Source organism: Frigoribacterium sp. AC759 (assembly GCF_979256015.1).
Genome location: NZ_CEEDMT010000004.1, coordinates 1 through 19,757 on the forward strand (window position 1 = coordinate 1; position 19,757 = coordinate 19,757).

Here is a 19,757-nt window from a genome sequence, read left to right on the forward strand (position 1 = left end):
GGGGTGGGCGGGGCGGGGGTGGTGCCGGGTGTCTCGAGGGGCATGAGGTCCTGGTGCTCGGCCGACCCGCGCCTCCTCGGTGCTCGTGAGAAGTGCGCACCCCGGTTCTGACGACGGACTGGACACGTCGTCGACACCGGGGATCGGCGGTGGATTCCGTCGAGGCGGCTGAGCCTCGATTCGTCCGCCCACGCTCCCGTGCGGACGGGCGTGCGCTCGGGCGAAGCGGCAAGTATGCAGAAGGTTCCTGATCATCCGCACAGAATCATCCTGCAGAGGGATGCGGGAGGTGCGATGGGAGCACGCAGGAGGCGCGGTGAGGCACGACGGGGCACCGCCGAGCAGGTCAGTGCCGACCGGGTCCGTGCCGACCAGGGCGCCGCCGACCGGGCACCGCCGACCGGATCAGTGCTCGCGCACGAACCGCGGCCCGTCGTACCCGTCGCGCTGCACGATCGCGACGAAGTCGTCGAGCGGGCGCACCCAGAACGAGTAGTCGTCGTAGAGCTTCCGGTAGAAGACGAACCGCTCTTCGGTCTCGCTGTGCCGCCCGGTGCCGACGACCTCGTAGAGCGCGCCCTTGAAGTGCCGGTAGATGCCGGGCGAAGGGGCGGCACCGGGCGAGGGGGCGGCGCCGGGCGAGGGGGCGGCGCCGGGCGAGGGCGCGGAGGTGGGCTCGGGGGTGATCGACTCGCTCATCACGATCACACTACGACCACCCCGCACGGACTCGACTACGGCTCAGGTCCGCGCTAGTTTCGACCCCGGCGCGCCGAGAGGTGCGGCCGCCGGCAGCAATGGCGCTGACGACGGCCGTGCCTCTCGGCGAGCCCTGCGCACGCTCGTCGCCTCGACGCGGAACCCCCGCATGAGCATCGAACCCCGACGTGACAGGGTGCGATGCTCACGCGGGGGTTCGACGTGGTGCGGTGGATCAGATGGCGGCGCGGATCTCCGCAGCGGCCGCGGCGACGTCGTCCGCACCGTAGATCGCGGCACCGGCGACGGCGACCTGCGCACCGGCGTCACGGACCGAGCCGACCGACGACGCCTTGACGCCGCCGGCGACGGAGAACGGCACGCCCGAGGCCTTGCCGGCCTCGAGCAGCTTCTCGAATGTGAAGCCCTCTTCGGCCTGCTCGTCGAGACCGGCGTGCATCTCGACGAACTCGGCGCCGAGCTCGACGACCTCCTTCGCGCGGGCGGCCTTGTCGCTGACGCCGATCAGGTCGACGACGATGCCCTTGCCGTGGGCCTTGGCGGCCTTGACGGCACCGGCGATGGTGCTGTCGCCGGCCACGCCGAGCACGGTCACCAGGTCGGCGCCGGCCTTGAAGGCCTCGCCCGCCTCGAGCTCGCCGGCGTCCATCGTCTTGAGGTCGGCGAACACGATCTTGTCGGGGTGCGCCTCTTTGATGGCGGTGATGGCGCGGAAGCCCTCGGCCTTGATCAGGGGCGTGCCCAGCTCGATGATGTCGACGCTCGGGGCGGCGGCGGCGGCGAGCTCGAGAGCGGCCTCGGTGGTCAGGGTGTCCATGGCGAACTGCAGCTTCATGTGGTGCTCCTTCTATGAGGTGGGGTGGAACGGGATCCGAGGAGGCGCGGTGCGACTACTCGAGGTTGGCGTGCCGCGGCCAGAGGTCGTCGGCGTCGATGCCCGAGCGCTTCCACAGCGAGTGGAAGATCGCGTCGCCGACCAGCACGACGACCTGCTCGAACAGGCCGCCCGCGTACTGCGCCGACGCGTCGCCCGAGCGGTCGAGCTTCTCGGCCGCGGGGACGATGACGACGGCGGTCGCCAGCTCGGCCAGGGGCGACGAGGAGGCGGTGGTCACCGCGGCGACGCGGGCGCCGGCCTCGGTCGCCGCCTCCGCCGCACGGACGATGCCGCCCGTCGTGCCCGAGCCGCTCGCCGTCAGCAGCACGTCGCCCTCGCGGATCGCGGGGGTGGTGACGTCGCCGACGACGTGCACGGTCAGCCCGAAGTGCATGAGGCGCATGGCCGTCATGCGGAGGGCCAGACCCGATCGACCGGCGCCGTGCACGAAGACGCGGTCGGCGTCGGCGAGCAGCCCCGCGACGGCCTCGAGACCGTCGGGGCTCGTCTCGACCACGGCGCGGAGGGCCTGGTCGACCTCGGCGCGCACGAGGTCGAGCGCGTCGGCGGGTGCGGGGGCGGCGGTGTCGCTGGTGGCTGCGGGAGGCATGGGTACCACCCTCCTCGCCCGCACCTCCTGATGCGCCGTGCATCCGACGGGGTGTGACTATCCGTTCGGGTAGGTCGGGTTGTGGAGGATAGGTTGAGGCCATGCCCGACACAGCCGCCGCAGCAGCCGACACCGCCCAGCCCCTCGTCGATCTGCCGTCGCCCGCGAGCCGGTCGCTCGTCGTCGAGCACGCCCGGTCGGTCGCCGAGCTGGTCGACCGGCAGGCCCTCACCCTCGAGTCGCTGCTCGCGACGCTCCGGTCGTCGCGCCTCGACGACCGCGCCGCCCGCACCATGGCCATCGACATCGCCGCCTCGGCCATGGTCGAGATCCGCACCGAGACCGATCACCAGCGGTCCCTGCTGCTCGAGCCGGTCGTCGGGGCCTTCGCGCGCCTCCGGAGCGATCTGCGACCGCTCGTCCGCTTCGGCGACCTCGACGTGCAGTTCGTCGAGCCTCCGGCGACGGGGCGCGCGCTGCCCGGCGAGGTCGCCCACGCCGCCCGCGCCATCGTGCGGAGCGCCGTGCTCGCCCTCGTCGACACCGGAGACGCGCGGCGCGTGCGGATCCAGTGGGACTGCGACGGGCTCAACCTGCTGATGAGCATCCGCGACGACGGGGCCGGCGCCCTCACCGTGCGCGACGACTCGCTGCGGCCCATCGCCGAGCGGGTCACGGCGCTCGACGGCTCGCTCTCGGTCGCCTCGACGCCGGGGTGGGGGTCGGACGTCGCCGTCTCGCTGCCCCTCGACCCGCCCGCCGAGAGCGGGACGCTCGACGAGACCGTGGCGCTGAGCGGGCGCGAACGCGAGGTGCTGCGGCTCGTGGCGTCGGGCGCGCGCAACCGGGCGATCGCCGACTCGCTCGGGATCAGCGAGAACACCGTGAAGTTCCACGTCTCGAACCTGCTGCGGAAGGCCGGCGCCCGCACCCGGGCCGAGCTGACCGCGCTGACGCGGTAGCGCTGGCCGCACCGGACTGCAGGAGGCGCGGTGCCGGCAGGAGGCGCGGCGCCGGCAGGAGGCGCGGCGCCGGCTGTCCGCGCCGGCCAGCCGGCTCATCGCTACACCCGGTTTTCGGCGATACACCCCGATGAATGCGGGTGTCACGCCGAGAACGGGGTGCCGCGCCGGGGAACGGGGTGCCGCGCCGGCGCGCGGGACGCGCGGCAGGCAGCGGCGCGCGGCGCTAGCGCTCGAGCTCGACGAGGCGGGCGCGGTGCGTGCTCCAGCTGCCGACCTCGGCGTAGCCGTCGCCCAGCAGCTCGCGCAGTCCCGACTTCGGCGACGTGCTGCCGTCGGCCGCGACGTACTCGACGAACCAGACCCGCGGAGCGTCGTCGAACCGACCGGCCGCGGCCGCCTCGGGCACCGTCAGCACGTCGTCGCGCCAGCCGTCGGCGTCGACGAACGGCGTCTTCAGCGTCACGTCGCGCAGCCCCTCGAACCCGTCGGGGTAGGTGTGCAGTGCGAGTCGCGGCTCGATCGACGGCTTGGGCGACTCGTCGAAGACGAGGGCGTCTCCGGCGACGGCGTGCTCGCCGACCAGGGCGCTGAGGTCCTGCCAGCCGGTCGCGTTCTTCGCGTACGGTCCGCGCTGGTCGAGCCACACGGGTGCGGCGAGCCCGACGACCACGGCGACGCCGAGGGCCGCGACGGCCGTCCGCCGCGAGGCGAGCACGTCGATGCCGATCGCGACGAGGATCGCCACGGCCGGAGCGCTGAACGACAGGTACCGGCCCGAGAACGCGGGCACGGCGAGGTTCAGCGCGAGCAGTGCCACCGCCGGCACGAAGGCCAGGAGGAGCGCCGTCACCGTGAGGACGCCGCGCGGTGTCACCGAGAGGGCGGCCGACCAGCCGTCGCGGGCGCGGTGCAGCAGCCCGGCGGCGAGCGCCACGACGGCGACTGCGACCAGCGCCCAGGCGACGACGGCGAACCGGGTGTCGCCGAACCACAGCTCGACGAGCAGGGCGCGCGGGCTGGTCGTGTCGCGCCGCGCGAGGAACGACACCTGCCCCCGCTGCGCCACCGAGAACACGACGATGGGCGACACCGCGAGCAGCGCGACCACGACCGTCGCGACCCAGGCCCGCACGACGTCGCCGCCCTCGCGCAGGCGCGCCGTGCCTCCCTCGGGGTGCCGTGCCGCGCCTCCTTCGGGGATGCTCGCCGCGCCTCCTTCGGGGATGCTCGCCGCGCCTCCTTCGGGAACATGCGCCGCTCCTCCTGCGGCAGCGGCCGGGCGGGCGTCGCGGGCCAGCGCGAGCAGCAGCAGCGCGTGCACCCCGACGATCAGACCGAAGTAGATGAACACGCCCACCCCCGCGCCGGCGAGCACGCCGTAGACGACCCAGTCGGCCCGGGAGGCGCGGTGCCGGGAGGTCACGATCCGCACGAGGGCCCAGGTGCTCCAGACCGCGAGGGCGGCCCCGATCGCGTACGACCGGGACTCGGTGCCCATCGAGGTGACACGGGGCAGCACGGCCGCGACGATGCCGGCGATCACGGCGAGGCGACGGGTGCCGAGGCGGTCGACGAGGAGCACGACTCCGGCGACCATCGCCCCGACGGCGAGCGCCGAGGGCAGGCGGGTCGAGAAGGGGGAGGCGCCGAACAGGTCGATCCAGAAGTGCAGCCCCAGGTAGTAGAGACCGTGCACGGCGTCGATGTGCCCGACCATGTGGAACAGGCTCGGCAGGGGGCGCTGGGCCGACATGACGCTCGCGGCCTCGTCGCCCCAGAACGACGGGATCCACGAGCCGGCCGCGGAGATCGCGGCGGCCAGCAGGCCGAGCAGGATCGCGAGGCGGACCGGCGGGCGGGCGGTTGCGGCGCTTGTGCTTGTGCTGCGGGCGCTGGTGCCGGTGCTGGTGCTGGTGGCGCTTGTGCTGCGGGTGCCGGCGCCGGCGTCGGCGCCGCGGGTGCTGCCGCCGGTGCTGGTGGCGCTTGTTCTGCCGGTGCCGGTGCTGGTGGCGTCGGCGCCGCGGGTGCTGCCGCCGGTGCTGGCGCCCCGATCAGCGGCGGCGGAGTGAGCCGAGGCGGCGGGGTCGGCGGCGGGGTGAGCCGATGCGGCGGCGCCCGGGGAGGGGGTCGATGCGGGGGTCACGGGTGCCTCTCCGACCCGGGGTCGGTCCGCGAGTCGCGGCCGAGGCGGCCGACGGGCACCCGCAGGCCGAGGGGCGGACCGCGGAGGCGGCGCCCGGCTCGTTCCGGACGGTCGACCGCACGAGACGGCCGCCGCCAGGGTATCCACGCAGGCTGCGGGGCTCCTGCGGAGCGCGCCTCCTCTGCGCTTCGCGGCCAGCGCCTCCTGCCGCGGTGCTCGCGCCGTGCGGCGACTCCCGCCCATGAACCGCGTTCGCGAAGAAGAACCGCGCTGTATCGCGGTTCATCTTCGCGAACGCGGTTCTTCGCGGGGCGGAGCAGGGCGGAGCAGGGCGGAGCAGGGCGGAGCAGAGCGAAGCAGGGCGAAGCAGGGCGGAGCCAGCACCGGCGGCGCCGCGCGCGCCCGCGCCGCTAGGCTCGCCGGATGGTCACCGTCGTGCTCCCCTGGCGTCCGCAGCCCAGCCGCATCGCGGCCTTCGAGGTCGTCCGCGACTGGTACGCCGAGGCCCTGCCCGACGCCGAGATCCGCACCGTCGACTCCCCCGACCCCGTCTTCAACCTGGCCCAGTGCCGCAACCTCGGCGTCGCGGTCCTCGCCGACGACGAGATCGCCGTCATCGGCGACGCCGACACCCTGCCCCAGCGCGAGCCCCTCCTCGCCGCGATCGACGCGGCCCGCGACAGCGGCCGCGTGCACCTGCCCTACACGGAGTACCACTGGCTCGGTCGGGAGGGGACCACGCAGGCGGCCGCCGGGACGCCCCTCGAGCAGTGCGACTTCGAGCTCGTGCGGGGGGCGTGCTCGGGGGTGTACGTGACCCGCGCCTCCTCGTGGCGGAGTCATGGCGGGCAGGACGAACGTTTCAGAGGCTGGGGCTTCGAGGACGCCGCTTGGTATCTCGCGCACAGCACGCTGCTGGGTGAGGCTCCGCGGCGGCACGAGGGCATGGTCTTCGCGCTGCATCACCAGGCGGAGGTGCGCGAGGGCCCGCAGTACGACGCGAACGCCGCCCTCATGGAGCGCTATCGCGAGGCCACCGTCAGCCCCGAGGCGATGCGCGCGGTCGTCTTCGGCTGACGCCGCGCGCCCCGCCCCGCGCCGCGCCGCGCCGCGCCTAGCGCCCGCCCCGCGCACCCTGGTCAGAAGACGCCCCTCCGCGCCCCCAGAAGGGCCACTTCCGACCAAGGTGCGCCCAGCGCACCGCCCGCGCAACGCACCCTGGTCAGAACACGCCCCTCCGCGCCCACTGACGGGCCACTTCCGACCAAGGTGCGCGGCGCACCGAGCGCACCGAGCCGAGGAGGCGCGGGTCGCCCACGTCAGCGCCCCGCGGTCAGCGCCGTCGCGGCTCGCACCCTCCCCGGCACCTCGTTCAGCGACGAGGCGAGCGCGGCCAGGCGCGCCGCGGCGTCGGGCGCGCTCTCGTGGAGGGCGAGCACATGCCGCAGCGCCTCGACCAGCTCGCTCTCGGTGGCCGTGTTGGGCGGCAGCGCGACGCCGAAGCCGGTCCGCTCGAGCGCGGCGGCCCCCGCGAACTGGTCGGTCGAGAACGGCAGCACGACGAGCGGCACACCGGCGGTCATCGCCTCGGTCACGCTGTTGTTCCCCCCGTGCGTCACGGCCGCGGACGCCGCCCCGAGCAATCTGACCTGCGGTAGGAACTCCCGTACGAGCCAGTCGGACGGGATCTCGCCGAGGTCTTCACGTGCGCCCGACCCCAGTGCGATCGCCGCTCGGACGCCGAGCGTGCGGAGCGCCCCGGCCACGCGCCCGAGCACGTCCGAGCGCACCGAGAGGAAGCTCCCGAAGCTCACGTACACGAAGGGCTCGGCGGGTGCGGCGGGTTCCTGTCGGCGGGGGCGGGTCAGCGCTGACCCCCCGCCGATGACGGGAACCCGCCGAACCGCCGCGCCCTGGGCCAGCCAGGCCTCGACCTCGGGGTCGGCGGGCTCGGTGCGCACCGCCGAGCCGAGCCATACGTGCGGCGGCAGGAGCTCCTCGCGCGCGGGGTCGGCCAGCTCGCCCGGGTAGTTGTAGAGCAGCAGCTCGCCGTGCTCGCCGAACGCGCTCGTCGACGGCGGCAGGTGCGGGGCCAGCTCGGCGAGCGCGGTGTTCCACTCGGCGGTGAACGACGCGTCGACCCGTTCGCAGAGCTCGCGCAGCCCCGTGATGCCGGCCGTTCCGTCGTCGCCCCGACCCGCGCCTCCTGCACCACCCGCAGCACCGACACCCGCAGCACCGGCGCCGACACCCGCACCCGCAGCACCCGCACCGCCGGCCTCCGCCGCGAACGCCGCAGGCCACTCCGGCGGGCAGCCGTAGACCTCGTCGCCGACGGGCAGCGCCGTCGGGTGCCCGAGCACGACGTCGGCGTAAGGCACTCCCCCGGCGACGAGTGCGAGGCGGGCGCTAAAGGCGAGGTGGTCGACGATGATGCGGTCGGGCGCGACCGACTCGACGACCGCGAGCACGGCGCGGGCGGTCTCGACGGGCTGCCACATGAGGTCGGTGAGCCGCTCGCGAGCCTGGTACGACAGGGTCTCGATCATGCCGACGCGGGTCGCGTCGAAGAAGCCGCGCAGCGAGGCGTCCTCGTCGGCGACCTGCTCCTCCGCGCGGATGACGCCCGGGTTCGAGCCGCGACCGAGCTGCAGGTGCGCTCGTTCGAAGCCGAACGACTCGACGATGGAGGCGGTGGCCGGCCCGGTCGCCACGACCACCCGTTCGCCGCGCTCGCGCCATTCGGTGGCGAGGGTCGCCAGCGGCAGCAGGTGCGAGGCGTAGTCGGGGCTGATGACGAGCAGGGTCATCGGCTGCTCACGCTCCATTCGCGTTGTTCGAGCTCGTCGTGGTGCACGGTCTCGTACACGCCGGTCAGTGCTCGGGCCATGGCCTGGATGGTGAACGACCGCTCGACGGTGTCGCGTGATCGGCCGGCCCGCGCCTCCGTCGTCTCGTCGCCCGCGGCCTCGAGCGCCTGGCCCATCGCGCTGCGGAGGGCGTCGACGTCCCAGGTGCGGGTGAGGTAGCCGGTGTCGCCCTGGCGCACGTAGGTCGACGGCCCGCCGCCCTCGGGCGCGACGACGAGCAGACCCGAGCCCATCGCCTCGAGCAGCGCGATGCCGAACTCCTCTTTGAGGCTGCCGCAGACGTAGACGCCGCGGGGGGCCGCGAGCCCCGGCACCCCGAAGCGCGCCGCGGCGACCCAGCGGGCGACGGTGTCGTTCGGGCGATGCCCGGGCAGCAGCAGGCCGGAGGCGCGGTGGCGGTCGGCGGAGATGATCCCGTCGATGAGGTCGAGCTGCTCGCGCTCGTCGGCGCTCGGCTGCCGCAGATCGCCGCCGATCAGCAGCAGATTCGCCCGGTCGCGCAGCGGCCCGGCAGCGCCTGCGCCCGCACCGCCGCCGTCGGCCGCGCCCGCACCACCGCCGCGCGCACCTCCGCCGGCCCACGCCTCGACGATCGTCGCCATGCCCTTCACGCGGTGCAGCCGCCCGACGCTGACCAGCAGCGGCAGATCGCGCCGCTCGGGAGGCAGGGTCTCGAGCAGCTCGCGCAGCTCGGCGAGCGGCGGGGTCGGCGGCAGCCCCGCGGCGTGCTCGGCGGCCTCGCACACCGCGCGGTCGACCACGTCGAGATCGATGCCCTCGGGCACGACCGTGTGGCGTTCGGGGTGCGCCGTGATGTCGATGCCGACCAGTTCGCGCATGTCGCGCTGCAGCTCGGGTCGGGGGAACAGCACGGTGTGCGACGCGTTGGCCGCGAGCTGCTGCACCAGTCGGGTGCGGAACCAGAAGTGCTCGCGCTCGTCGACGTCGCCGAAGGTCTCGCGGGTCAGACCGCCGGCGAGGTCGAGCGACTGGATGACGGCGTGCGGATCGGGCGCCACCGTGAACACCACGGGGATGTCCAGCTCGCGCGCCACGTCGGACGCCGCGAGGCTGCCGACGTCGGCCATGCGCAGGTGCAGCAGGTCGACCCCGCCGCTCGCGCGCAGGATGCGCCGGATGCCGCGTCGGGCCGCGACCCGCAGCGGCCAGGCCGTGGCCGACGAGACCGGTTCGCTGAGCAGGGGCACCCGTCCGTAGGTGTGACCGGTCGTGGTGGCGGCGATCCGTTCGACGCTGTCGAGCGCCCCGGCGGCCGAACCGCGCGAGAGGGTGACCACGCGGCCGACGTGACGGGTATCGGGCTCGCGACCCGCGCCTCCTCGGCTGTCGGGCTCGGTCTGAGCACCGAAGCCCGCGCCGAAGCCGCCGCCCGCGTCGGAGCCGGCCGACGCCCCGGCGGCGGAGCGCCCCGCCAGCGCGTCGCCGAGCCGCACGAGCAGCGTCGCGATCCCGCCGTTGTCGCCGCTGCCCGCCTGCGTCAGGTCGGCGTCGATGTCGGCGTGCAGGAACAGCTGGGCGACGGTCAGGTCGCCGGTCGGTGCGCGGAGCTCGTCGGGTCGTGCCGAGAGATCGACGACGGCCAGCCGTGCGACGTCGCCGAGGAACCCCTCGTGCCGCGCGAGCCCGTCGACCGCCGCGGCGACCGCGGAGTCGCCCTGCCGCTGCCCCAGCGCGGAGACCGCGGCGACCCGGACGCGCTCGTGCTCGCCGGGGTCGAGGGCGATGGTCAGCAGCGGTCGGGTCGCGATGGCGGCGCGTACCAGCCCGAGCGTCTCGACCAGCCGGTAGCGCGCATCGGGCTCGTGCACGCCGAGCAGCGCGCCCTCGAGCCCGACGGCGACGAGGGCGGGCGACGACGACGTCCACTGCTCGAGCGTGCGCTGCGCGACCATGCCCGTGAAGCCGCCCGTCGCGACGAGGCCGATCAGCCGCCCGATCGTGTCGTAGCGAGGGAGGCGCTGGCTGAGCGCCGAGGCGGCGTGCTCTCTCAAGAAGGTGCGGTCGCTCGACAGCAGCCCCGAGAGCACGACGTCGGCCGCGTCGTCGAAGACCTGCGCGAGGGCGTTCGTGGCGGCGATGGCGACCAGCTGGTCGTCGCTCGAGAGGGCCGTGCGCAGCACGCGGATGGTGCGGGGCCCGCCGGTGCGGGCGGCGTCGAGGGCCAGCTCGTCGGCGAGGCGCATGGAGTCGACGAGGCGCTCGGCCTCGTGGATCGCGTCGAGCGAGGTCTGGATCCCCATGTGGTGCCTCTCGAGGTCGTGTGCCGTGCCGCCGGTGCGTCGCGCCCGGACTCCCCGGGCAGAGGGGAGCCTATCGCCGCCCGGTGACACTCTCGCGCGGGCCCGATCCGCGCGGGCGGGGCCCCTGGCGGTGGGGCGGGTCCGTGTCATCGGCGGCGGGTCAGCGCTGACCCGCCCCGGAGGACACGAACCCGCCGCAGCCCGTGTCCGAACCCCCGCAGCTCGCGTCCGAACCCGCCGCAGCCCGTGTCCGCAGCCCGTGTCCGAAGCCCGGCTCCGCCGTCCGGTACCGTCGTCTCGGCGCGGAACCGCGACCCCCCATCACCACCCCCGGAGGCCCCGTGCGCATCGTCACCATCGGAGACGTCGGCGTCGTCGACGACATGATCCACATCGGCGACGAGGCCATGTTCGACGAGTTCGCCGCGCAGCTGCGGGCCCGCGGCGCCTCGATCACCGGGGTCTCGTCCACCCCCGCCGAGACCGCCTCCCGCTACGGCATCGAGGCCGTGCCCGCGCTCGATTTCTCGCCGGCCACGACCGGCGGCCGTGAGGGTCAGCTGGAGCGCAGGAGGCGCGTGCTGGCCGCCGCCGACGGCGACCGTTCCGCACTCCCCGCCTCCGACACCGCGTGGCAGGCGATCGAGGCGATCCGCGCCTCCGACGCCTTCGCCGTCGCCGGGGGCGGCAACATGGCGTCGCTCTGGCCGATGCACGTGTTCGAGCGGTCGACGCTCGCCGAGCTCGCGCGCCGCGCGGGCAAGCCGTACGTCGTGACCGGGCAGACGATCGGGCCCGTGCTCGACGGCGACGACCGCGCGCTCGTCGCCGAGCTGCTGTCGGGCGCCGAGCTGGTCGGATTGCGCGAGCGCGCCTCGTTCGAGCTGGTCCGCACGCTCGGCGTGCCCGAGTCGCGGCTGACGGCGACGATCGACGATGCGAGCTTCGTCGGGGTCGCGACCGACGCCGCGGCGCCCGCAGCCGGCACCGCGGCCGCCGCGCCCGCGGCCCCGTACTGCGCGGTCAGCCTCTCCGCCCACGTGGGAGCCGCCGACCGCACCCTGTTCGCGGAGGCCGTGGCGCGCCTCCTCGATCGGGTCGTCGACGAGACGGGGCTCGAGGTCGTGTTCCTCGCGCACTGGGCGTCGTTGCGGGCCGACGACGAGCGCGGCGATTCGCTGCTGCACCGCGCCGTCATCGACCGGATGACGCGGCCCGCCCGCGTCGAGCCGACCACCGACACCCCCGCCGCCGCGCGCTTCGCCCGGGAGGCGGCCCTGCACCTCACGAGCCGGTACCACCCCGCGGTCTTCGCCGTCGCGGCGGGCGTCCCCACCGTCGGCATCGCGGTCGACGACTACACGACGGTCAAGCTGACCGGGGCGCTGGCGAACTTCGGTCAGTCGAGCGTCGTCTCGGCCGAGCAGGTGCTGGCCGGCTCGGCCGACCAGGTCGTGCTCGACGCCTGGGGCGCGCGCGACGCGGTGCGCACCGCCTGGGAGGCGCGGGTCGACTCCGCCCGGACCGCCTCCGCCGCGTGGTGGGACCGCGTCGCCGCCGCCCTCCGCGCGTAGCCCGCGCCGCGCCCGCGCCGCGCCCGCGCCGCGCCTACCCCGCGCCGCGCCGCTACATCCGCTTTTCGGCGCTACACCCCGGTAGATGCGGGTGTAGCGCCGAAAACGGGGTGCCACGCGAGCGAGCCGGCGGCGCGCCGGCTCGCGAGCGAGGCCACGCCTCAGCCCCGGTCGAGCGTGATCGTGTCGCGCGCCCCCGCCGCGGCGTCCGCCGCCAGGGTGCCGGTGCGGGCGAAGTCGGCCCAGATCTGCCGCACCCGGCGCCCGCGGCGGTCGACGTCCTCCCACGAGCTCGAGCCGACCAGCCGGGTGTGCCCCCACGACTCGCGGCCGCCGAGCAGCAGCGGCACGTCGGTCACGTGGGCCGCACCGAACTCGGCGCCCTCGGGGGCCCAGGTCATCCGGTACCGGACGGCCCTCCCGCCGGAGGCGCGGTGCCGGTCGGCGAACGCCCGAGCGTCCCGGCCGTAGATCACGTGCGTCGTCCCACCGACCAGAGCCCTGCGCACCAGCCCGCCCACCACCGGCAGCGCGGCCAGGCGACGGAGCACCGGGATGAACGCCAGGAACAGCCCGGTCTCCTCGCTCGTGGTGCCGATCAGCAGGTCGATGTGGGGGGCGACCCGGCGCCAGGCGGCGTCGCGGTCGGCTTCGGCGGGCAGGGGCGCCTCGTCGTACTGGAGCCCGAACGCCATGCCGCCGCGCAGGCCGAACCGTCGGGCGGCCTTCTCGGCGACGGCCTGCCGGGCGAGCACCTCGTCGACGGGGGCGTCGCGCGACGGGGTGCCGACGGCGGCCGCCATCGCGGCGGACATCTTCGAGCGCCCGGAGGTGATGCCGAGCGGGGCGCTCTGCACGATCGCCCGCTGGAAGAGCCCTGCGGCGCCGTCGCTGATCATCAGGTGGGCGATGGCGTCGCCGCCCGCGGACTGCCCGAAGAGGGTGACGCGGTCGGCCGCGCCGCCGAACGCCTCGATGTTCGCGTGCACCCAGCGGAGCGCCTCGAGCTGGTCGAGGAGCCCGAGGTTGGCGGGGATCCGGTCGCCGTCGCCGAAGAAGCCGAACAGGCCGAGACGGTAGGTGACGGTGACGACGACCACGCGCTGCTCGACGACGAGCGCGCGGGGGTCGTAGACGGAGAGGTCGCCGGCGCCGGTGACGTACGAGCCGCCGTGGATCCACACCATGACGGGCAGGCGCTCGCCCGGTCGGAGGTCGGCGGGGAGGGTGACGGAGAGGAACTGGCAGCTCTCGTCGGCGACCATGCCGTCGGCGGCGCCTTCGATGAGGGCGCTCAGCGTCTCGGAGGGCAGCTGCGGAGACCCGGGCGAGCGGTCGAAGGCGAGCACGGGCTCGGTCGAGGGCGGCACCGGGCGTGGTGCGGTGAATCGGTCGGACTCGGCGTAGCGGATGCCCGTCGCCCGCACGACGTCGCCGTCGACCCGGCCGACGATCGGGCCGGCCGGTGTCTCGAACCGTCGCCGCGCCTCCTCGGGGATCGATGCTGCAGGAGGCGCGGCGCGAGAGCTCTGTTCGGTCACCCCGCCACGCTAGGCCAGCCCCCTGCGCCCGGCCCGCGAGCCGCCGCCCCGGCCCGTCACAGAACCGCCTGGACACAGCGGCAGGACTCACGGGCTTGAACAGCACGCACATGCCACTCCAGGGTCGAGAGATCCAGCTCCCTGATGGAACCCGAGAGAGTCGGCGATACACCGAGAAGCAGTCGCACGGCCTCCCACGCCGTCAAGCTGCCGACGACTCCCGCGATGGGGGCGATCGATCCAGCTGGGCCGGCGGACTTGATCACCTGGGCCTGGGTCCCCACGTCGTCATCGGCGGTAGTCGCGCGGACGCAGAACCAGCACACCGTCTCACCGGGAATCACCGAGACGCCCGGCGCCCCGAGGACGGCCCCATAGGCCCCTCCGACGATGTGCGGGATGCCCATCGCCATGCAGGCCTCGGCCACGATGTCGGAGGCCAGTGTCACCGTGGGGTGATCGGCGCAATTGATGACGAGATCACAGCCCGCGATGATCTCGCGCAGAGCGGCCACCGTTCGGATGGTCCGGTTCCGGGACGTGACCCGGATGGATGGGTCGATCTGCTCTACGCGGCGTCGCGCCGCCTCGACCTTGATCGAACCGACGTCTTCCAGTCGGAACAGGACCTGCCTGTTGAGGTTGCTGACTTCGACCACGTCTGCGTCGATGACATCGAGGTTGCCCACTCCCGCCGAAGCGAGCGCCTGGACGACCCACGAGCCTGCACCGCCGACCCCGACGACTGCTACTCGAGAATTCCGGAGGATCGACTGAGCCCCGTCCGACGTGGAGGCGTCGATGAGATCCCCCGACGCGAGCATGTCGTCGAAGAGGCGCAGCTGCCGGCTGTGTCGTCCCGAGACGTCCCGACTCGGGGCCGAGACCGCGAGGAGACGTTCTTCGGCGAGCGCATCGATGATGGCTTCGACGTCGCCGCGTGGAACAGCCGGCGCCACGGCCCATCCGAGCTCCTCCGCCGTCTTGGAGCCGTCCATCTTCGAGACGACTTGCGGCACCCACGCCTCGACGTCGAATGTGGAGACCGTCCTCTCGTAGGGGTTTCTCACCTGCATGCGCCCGTCCTCTCCGATCGCGACGACGATGCTGTCGCGAAGCCGTGGTCGGGTGCCGGGTTCGTATCGCTCGGTCATGTCGCCTCAGCTCTCATGACGATCAGCGGGTCGGTCGTCAGCGCGGACCGCAACGGCGCGACGGCGGCGAGAGTGAGCGCGACCACGGTCACGCCGACGACACCCCCGGCGAGACTCCAGGGGATCGGCTGGGGGAGGGCGACTCCGAGCAGACCCGAGACGAGGCCCGTGCCGAGGAATCCGCCGACGAGCCCACCTGCGACCCCGCCGAGGATCCCGACGACGGCCACCACTGTGACGTCTGTCGCGATGACGCGGGCCACGAAGCGACGATCGGCGCCTATGGCGCGCAAGATGGCGAGGTCCCCTCGACGCCTCTCGACGTTCGAGTTGAGGGCGCTGCTCGCACCCAGGGCACCGAGTCCGATGGTCAGAGCGACGACTGCGAAGAGTCCGGCGGTGAGTCCGACGATCTCAGTCGTAGCGCGTGTCCTGGTCTCGTGTCCTGTGATGACCTGGACTCCAGGTTGCTGTCCGACGAGGTCATCCACGCGTTCCGCGAGCATCTCGGGTTCGACACCCGGCGCTGCGGAGATGTCCCACCTGCTCACATCGACGAATCCCAGAGCACGGCCGAGCGACCGGTCGACGACTATCTGCTGACCAGTCGCCAGCGAGGTGAAGGTCCCTGCGATGGTCACCTCGCGGTCGACTCCGCCTCTCGTCAGGACGACGTCGTCGCCCGCCTCGACACCGAGCATCTCCGCCACCCCCCGAGGCACGGCGATGCCCGAGGCGGCGCGCACGCTGGCCGCCCCTTCCGTGTCGCCCACATCGAGCCACGGCAGTTGGGCGACGTCGAACCACGCGTCGCTGTCGACCGCCTGGACAGGCACATCGATGACGGACGTTCCACTGCTGAGGCTGGCCGTCCCCGTCGAGGCGGAGGCTATGAGTCCGACGCCGTCGACGCTGCCGAAATCGGGGACCTCCCTGAGCGGGACCATCGACGTCACCTGCACGTCCGCCCCGAACTGCCGCTCGATCTGCGTGACCGTCGCGTCGGACACCGCGCCCACAGTCGATGACAAGAGCACCCCGCCGAACACGACCATCGCAACCGGCGCGGCCACCTGCCGCCGCACGGTGCGCTCGTCTCGCGAAGCCAGCTCTCCGCTTCGGAGACAGCGAGCCGTGATGACGGACGCCGGCCGAACGAGAGCCCGCGCGGCGATCATCGAGAGCAAGGCGCACCCGACGACACCGAGCATGGCGAGGTTCGTCCCCCCTGAGGCCGCTGCGATGCACACGCCCGTGACGGCCGCCGAGCCGATGATGAGGCTGACTGGACGAGCACGGCCAGCGGCTCGAACATCGCGGTCTGCCAGCCCCCGAAGCTGCAGGGCGGGCGAGATGCCCATCACCTCGCGGACGGCTCGGAGGGCGCCGGCACCACCCGCGACGATCCCACCCGTGACCCCGATTCCGATGGCGAGCGCGATCGACACCGGCCCCGGGATGTCCTGTCCTGGCACGATTCCGGTCAGCACCCCCACGACGGCGCCGACGACGGTTCCCGCCCCGCAGGCGATCGCCGTCTCCGCGAGGACGGAGGCGCCGATCCAGCGCCTGTCGGCACCGATGGCCCGGAGTGCGGCGTAGGTGGTGCGGCGCGATCGGACCGCGCCGAGACTCGCCGAGGCGACGAGCATCGTCGAGAGCGAGAGCGCGAGGACACCGAGCAGCCCCGTGACCACGGAGACCGCCGTCGCGACCGGTTCTATACCGCGAGCGATCGCGGCAGTGTCTTGAAACGCCGCGCCCTCGGGTAGATCGCGCTGGTGCAGGGTCGTCCATCCATCCGCGTCGGCCGCGTCCAGTGTCAGATCGATGCGGGTCAAGGCCCCGTCCAGGCCGTACGTCGTCTGGGCGTTGCCGAGGCTCGTGAACACATGTCCGTCGGCGAATACGCCGAGGGACTGCTGATCGACGACTCCGACGACGGTGAAGCGAACGGGGCCGTTCGGGGTAGCGACACTCACTGGTGTGCCGACGCTCACGTCGGCGTCAGTCGTGAGCCTCGACGGAACGAGCATCTCCGTCGCGTCGGCCGACGGAAGCCGACCCTCGGTCACGACCAGGGCAGCGAGCGAGTCCGGTCCGACGGGTACGCCGGTCAGGAGGGCGGGTTCGTCTGACAGACCGCCTCCCGTGAGTACCGTCTCACGGCTCAAGGTGGGCAGGACGCTGTCCACCCCAGGTAGCGCGGCGAGATCCGGCACGGCGTCCTGCTGCAGCAGCTCTCGTCCCGGTCCGGGGACGACGCCGACATCTCCCAAGGACACGAGCGACTCGATGCCCCCGACGACTGTCTGGCGTGATGTCAGGCCTCCGAGCACGGCGGTCGTCAAGAGCGCGACCCCCAGTGCCGTGCTCAGCCCCGTGAAGATCGACCGCCGGCGCCCGTCAGCGATGTTCCGCCAGCCAACGACGAACGCGTTCTTCATGAGCCCTCACCTCCTCGTGGCCTATGCCGGGTGGGGTGAACGATCGATCCGCGGTGACGCGGCCGTCTCGCAGGACGATGAGACGGTCGGCGATGCAGGCCGTCTCCAGGTCGTGCGTGACGATGACGACGCTGGAGGTCCCGGCCCCGACGGCCGAACGCAGCAGAGTGTGGACTCGTGATGCCGTCGCCGTATCGAGCGCGCCGGTCGGTTCGTCCGCCAGCAGCACCTCCGGTCGCGCGAAGAGGGCTCGCGCGAGAGCGACGCGCTGCCGTTCGCCTCCGGACAGCTCGACTGGTCGGTCACGACCCCGCGTGCCGAGCTCGAGATGTCTCAGCAGTTCGTCCGCACGCGGGCCCCAGGATCGCCGCCGCTCCCCCGCGACGATGGCGGTCAGCGCCACGTTCTCGGCGATGCTGAGCGTCGGCACCAGGTGACTGGACTGGAAGACGAACCCCAGACGTTCTCGGCGGAGGGCCGTCCGTTCTCGTTCCGAGAGACCTGCGAGCGGAACGCCACCGATGCTTATCTCCCCGGCGTCAGGTTCGTCCAGCGCTCCGATGAGTTGGAGGAGAGTCGATTTGCCGGATCCCGAGCGCCCGACGATCGCGACCATCTCCCCTCTCCTGATCTCGAGGGAGACGTCATCGACGGCGGCGGGGGCCGGCGGCGAGTCGAATCGGCGGGTGACTCTTTCCACACTCACCAGAGGCGCCTCGGTCATGTGCCGCCACCCGGTTGCATGCGATCGAAGTCCGTCCACATCTCCCAGTCGCCGAGTCGGCCGTCCAGCAGCAGTGCTGCGATGAGGTTCCAGAGGCATGACACGGCGGTCGCGATGTCGTTCTCCGTCACGGGCGCAGGAATGGGCTCGTGGACGCGCAGGACGAAGCGACCGTCACCATCGGCGTCCAGTTGCATCGGAATCATCGGAGACCCTGCCGCGGCGCTGAGCAGCGCCGGACCCTGAGGGGCCTTGATGCGCGACCCCAGGAAATCGACCTCCTGATGGCGATGGTCTTGCCCGCGAGGGTCGTATTCCGGGAACATCGCGAAGATCTGCCCTGCTTTCAGCGCCCGCAGACCACGCCTGAACGTCGTCGTGTCGTCGAGGGGGAAGCCCGCGACGTCCAGGTCCGGGAAAGCGAACCGTTTGAGGGTCTCCACGTCCATCCGGTTCACGACGAAGCGGGTCGGATGGATGTGCCCCAGGAGAGGAGGGATGACGTAAGACGCTCCGAGATGAAGCGGCAGCGCCAGGACTCCACGGTCTGCTGCCAGTGCGTCGTCCAGATGCTTTCGTCCCTCGACCGTCACGACCTCGGACAGCCTGTCCCGATCCGACAACCACAGCATGATGAAACTCGCGTCGCGCTGCATTCGAGGCCCGTAGGTGCCGTACCGGTTCGCAGCCTCGTCGATCAGGTGGCGAGGCACGGCAGGCAGGGACTGCATGGCCGTTCGGGCACGCGCTGCGCTCGCGACTCGACCGTCGCGCCTTTCAGCCGCGCTCTCGTAGCGCTCGGAGTCGAGGGCGGCCAGCTCTGTCATCAGCCGATCTGCACGTCTCGGACCTGCGGCTCGGAGAGCCAGCCACAAGTTCTCGTACCGCTCGATCTCGAACAAGGTCAGGAGGGGGAGATTCATGATCACTCGCAAGAAGAGGAAGAGCGGGCCGCCGCGTCGGCGACCCGCCCTCGATGGTCAGGTGCACAGGCAGGCGCCGTCGCAGCGTGCTGCACTACCGGGCTTGATCGTTGTCGTCTCGATCTTCTTCATCTTCGTCACCCCCTTCACGTCGTCCTCTGGTCGATGGATCAAGCCTCTCCAGAGGCATGGGGACGCATCAGTGCCTCGCATCATCGACTGCCCGTGAGTGACTCATGCATCTAACATGATGGGCGTGATGTGATCGACCAGGCGAGTCAGCGGAGCGGAGACCGATCGATGAACGACGACGAGATCGCAGTGAAGGTCATCGCTGCCGACACCCTCACCGTGTCGGCACTCGAGAGGTGCATACGCTCGACGCCCGGCATGTTCGTCGCCCGAACCGGCCGCACGACCCCCGGGTCGACCGCCGATCCTCCTCAGGGTCCGGAGGCCGGTGGATCGACACGACGTCGGTCAGCTGTCGTCATCGACCTCGACCACTGGGAAGCAGTCGCCGTCGACGAGGCGCGACGCTCCGTCGACTCCGGCGAGACGGTCATCGTGCTAGCTCACAAGCTGCCTCCGGCACTCGTGCGACGGTGCGTCCGCGCTGGAGTGCACGCCGTCTTGACGAAGAACCTCTCGATGCGACAGCTGCTGGCCCTCGTCGCCCGGGCCGTCGACGGCGAGAAGTACGTCGACCCCGGGGCCGCCGCCGAGGCCCTGGCCCACGCTGAGTGCCCCCTCACCCCTCGGGAGCGCGACGTCATGCGCCTCGTCGCGCACGCGAGCGGATCGGCCGACGTGGCCGCGCAGCTGCATCTCGCGGTCGGCACGGTGCGCAACCTCGTCGCCTCGGCCTGTCGCAAGATCGGCGAGCCGGATCGGACACGGGCGGCGGCTGAGGCCCTCGACCGTGGGTGGCTCTGAGGGCGTCGCGCG

At 72.8% G+C, this 19,757-nt stretch carries 15 protein-coding genes; 4 read left to right on the forward strand and 11 right to left on the reverse strand.

Annotated features, from left to right (window positions below):
* Window positions 1-405: 405 nt before the first annotated feature.
* From ACZ6JE_RS05765 to hxlB, 3 genes are all read right to left on the reverse strand, one after another.
* Window positions 406-699: a DUF1653 domain-containing protein gene (locus ACZ6JE_RS05765; protein ID WP_464318419.1), complete on the reverse strand. Its 294-nt coding sequence runs from the start codon at window positions 697-699 to the stop codon at window positions 406-408.
* Window positions 700-934: 235 nt separating this feature from the next.
* Entirely contained in the window at window positions 935-1,555 is a 621-nt protein-coding gene (gene hxlA, locus ACZ6JE_RS05770; protein WP_192060937.1) for a 3-hexulose-6-phosphate synthase, read from the reverse strand.
* Between the two features lie 55 nt (window positions 1,556-1,610).
* Window positions 1,611-2,207, reverse strand: coding sequence for a 6-phospho-3-hexuloisomerase (gene hxlB, locus ACZ6JE_RS05775; protein WP_464318420.1), 597 nt, complete (start codon window positions 2,205-2,207; stop codon window positions 1,611-1,613).
* Window positions 2,208-2,308: 101 nt separating this feature from the next.
* Between hxlB and ACZ6JE_RS05780 the strand changes: the two genes are divergently transcribed.
* Complete coding sequence (locus ACZ6JE_RS05780; RefSeq protein WP_464318421.1) at window positions 2,309-3,169, forward strand: LuxR C-terminal-related transcriptional regulator; 861 nt, start codon at window positions 2,309-2,311, stop codon at window positions 3,167-3,169.
* Between the two features lie 226 nt (window positions 3,170-3,395).
* Here ACZ6JE_RS05780 and ACZ6JE_RS05785 read toward each other — a convergent pair whose 3' ends face one another.
* A complete protein-coding gene (locus tag ACZ6JE_RS05785; protein ID WP_464318422.1) occupies window positions 3,396-5,315 on the reverse strand; it encodes a glycosyltransferase family 39 protein in 1,920 nt (639 codons plus the stop codon).
* Between the two features lie 423 nt (window positions 5,316-5,738).
* On the opposite strand from ACZ6JE_RS05785, the gene ACZ6JE_RS05790 reads away from it, so the two are divergent.
* Window positions 5,739-6,392 carry a hypothetical protein gene (locus ACZ6JE_RS05790; RefSeq protein WP_464318423.1) on the forward strand — a complete coding sequence of 218 codons (654 nt, stop codon included), beginning with the start codon at window positions 5,739-5,741 and terminating at the stop codon, window positions 6,390-6,392.
* 242 nt (window positions 6,393-6,634) lie between these two features.
* Here the strand turns inward: ACZ6JE_RS05790 and ACZ6JE_RS05795 are convergent, their stop codons facing one another.
* Both ACZ6JE_RS05795 and ACZ6JE_RS05800 read right to left on the reverse strand, forming a co-directional pair.
* Window positions 6,635-8,125 (reverse strand): nucleotide disphospho-sugar-binding domain-containing protein, encoded by a 1,491-nt coding sequence (locus ACZ6JE_RS05795; protein ID WP_464318424.1) that lies wholly within the window; start codon window positions 8,123-8,125, stop codon window positions 6,635-6,637.
* Window positions 8,122-10,446, reverse strand: a complete 2,325-nt coding sequence (locus ACZ6JE_RS05800) for a glycosyltransferase (RefSeq protein ID WP_464318425.1) — start codon at window positions 10,444-10,446, stop codon at window positions 8,122-8,124. The genes ACZ6JE_RS05795 and ACZ6JE_RS05800 overlap by 4 nt, the downstream gene beginning before the upstream one ends.
* Window positions 10,447-10,787: 341 nt before the next feature.
* Between ACZ6JE_RS05800 and ACZ6JE_RS05805 the strand changes: the two genes are divergently transcribed.
* On the forward strand, window positions 10,788-12,020 hold the full coding sequence (locus ACZ6JE_RS05805) for a polysaccharide pyruvyl transferase family protein (protein ID WP_464318426.1): 1,233 nt from the start codon (window positions 10,788-10,790) through the stop codon (window positions 12,018-12,020).
* A gap of 161 nt (window positions 12,021-12,181) precedes the next feature.
* On the opposite strand, the gene ACZ6JE_RS05810 is transcribed toward ACZ6JE_RS05805, so the two are convergent.
* Genes ACZ6JE_RS05810 through ACZ6JE_RS05830 form a run of 5 tightly spaced genes read right to left on the reverse strand, consistent with a single transcriptional unit; the run spans window position 12,182 to window position 18,809 of the window.
* Entirely contained in the window at window positions 12,182-13,561 is a 1,380-nt protein-coding gene (locus ACZ6JE_RS05810) for a carboxylesterase family protein (protein ID WP_464318427.1), read from the reverse strand.
* Window positions 13,562-13,617: 56 nt separating this feature from the next.
* A complete protein-coding gene (locus ACZ6JE_RS05815) occupies window positions 13,618-14,715 on the reverse strand; it encodes a HesA/MoeB/ThiF family protein (RefSeq protein ID WP_463463922.1) in 1,098 nt (365 codons plus the stop codon).
* Window positions 14,712-17,162: an FtsX-like permease family protein gene (locus ACZ6JE_RS05820; RefSeq protein WP_464318428.1), complete on the reverse strand. Its 2,451-nt coding sequence runs from the start codon at window positions 17,160-17,162 to the stop codon at window positions 14,712-14,714. Before ACZ6JE_RS05820 ends, ACZ6JE_RS05815 begins: the two co-directional genes overlap by 4 nt.
* On the reverse strand, window positions 17,122-17,985 hold the full coding sequence (locus ACZ6JE_RS05825; RefSeq protein WP_464318429.1) for an ABC transporter ATP-binding protein: 864 nt from the start codon (window positions 17,983-17,985) through the stop codon (window positions 17,122-17,124). Before ACZ6JE_RS05825 ends, ACZ6JE_RS05820 begins: the two co-directional genes overlap by 41 nt.
* Complete coding sequence (locus ACZ6JE_RS05830) at window positions 17,883-18,809, reverse strand: LpxL/LpxP family acyltransferase (RefSeq protein WP_463463919.1); 927 nt, start codon at window positions 18,807-18,809, stop codon at window positions 17,883-17,885. The genes ACZ6JE_RS05825 and ACZ6JE_RS05830 overlap by 103 nt, the downstream gene beginning before the upstream one ends.
* 300 nt (window positions 18,810-19,109) lie before the next feature.
* Between ACZ6JE_RS05830 and ACZ6JE_RS05835 the strand changes: the two genes are divergently transcribed.
* The gene (locus ACZ6JE_RS05835; protein WP_320479110.1) at window positions 19,110-19,745 is read left to right on the forward strand and encodes a response regulator transcription factor; all 636 of its coding nucleotides are present in this window, start codon (window positions 19,110-19,112) and stop codon (window positions 19,743-19,745) included.
* Window positions 19,746-19,757 lie beyond the last annotated feature (12 nt).

What these genes read in the sequence shown, in the direction of transcription:
- hxlA (WP_192060937.1), bottom strand. Translation starts at nt 1,555, where the DNA reads ATGAAGCTGCAGTTCGCCATGGACACCCTGACCACCGAGGCCGCTCTC.
- ACZ6JE_RS05820 (WP_464318428.1), bottom strand. Translation starts at nt 17,162, where the DNA reads ATGAAGAACGCGTTCGTCGTTGGCTGGCGGAACATCGCTGACGGGCGC.
- ACZ6JE_RS05830 (WP_463463919.1), bottom strand. Translation starts at nt 18,809, where the DNA reads ATGAATCTCCCCCTCCTGACCTTGTTCGAGATCGAGCGGTACGAGAAC.
- hxlB (WP_464318420.1), bottom strand. Translation starts at nt 2,207, where the DNA reads ATGCCTCCCGCAGCCACCAGCGACACCGCCGCCCCCGCACCCGCCGAC.
- ACZ6JE_RS05825 (WP_464318429.1), bottom strand. Translation starts at nt 17,985, where the DNA reads ATGCCTCTGGAACCTCATCGCAGCACTGCTGCTGGACGGCCGACTCGG.
- ACZ6JE_RS05780 (WP_464318421.1), top strand. Translation starts at nt 2,309, where the DNA reads ATGCCCGACACAGCCGCCGCAGCAGCCGACACCGCCCAGCCCCTCGTC.
- ACZ6JE_RS05795 (WP_464318424.1), bottom strand. Translation starts at nt 8,125, where the DNA reads ATGACCCTGCTCGTCATCAGCCCCGACTACGCCTCGCACCTGCTGCCG.
- ACZ6JE_RS05835 (WP_320479110.1), top strand. Translation starts at nt 19,110, where the DNA reads ATGAACGACGACGAGATCGCAGTGAAGGTCATCGCTGCCGACACCCTC.
- ACZ6JE_RS05800 (WP_464318425.1), bottom strand. Translation starts at nt 10,446, where the DNA reads ATGGGGATCCAGACCTCGCTCGACGCGATCCACGAGGCCGAGCGCCTC.
- ACZ6JE_RS05815 (WP_463463922.1), bottom strand. Translation starts at nt 14,715, where the DNA reads ATGACCGAGCGATACGAACCCGGCACCCGACCACGGCTTCGCGACAGC.
- ACZ6JE_RS05765 (WP_464318419.1), bottom strand. Translation starts at nt 699, where the DNA reads ATGAGCGAGTCGATCACCCCCGAGCCCACCTCCGCGCCCTCGCCCGGC.
- ACZ6JE_RS05790 (WP_464318423.1), top strand. Translation starts at nt 5,739, where the DNA reads ATGGTCACCGTCGTGCTCCCCTGGCGTCCGCAGCCCAGCCGCATCGCG.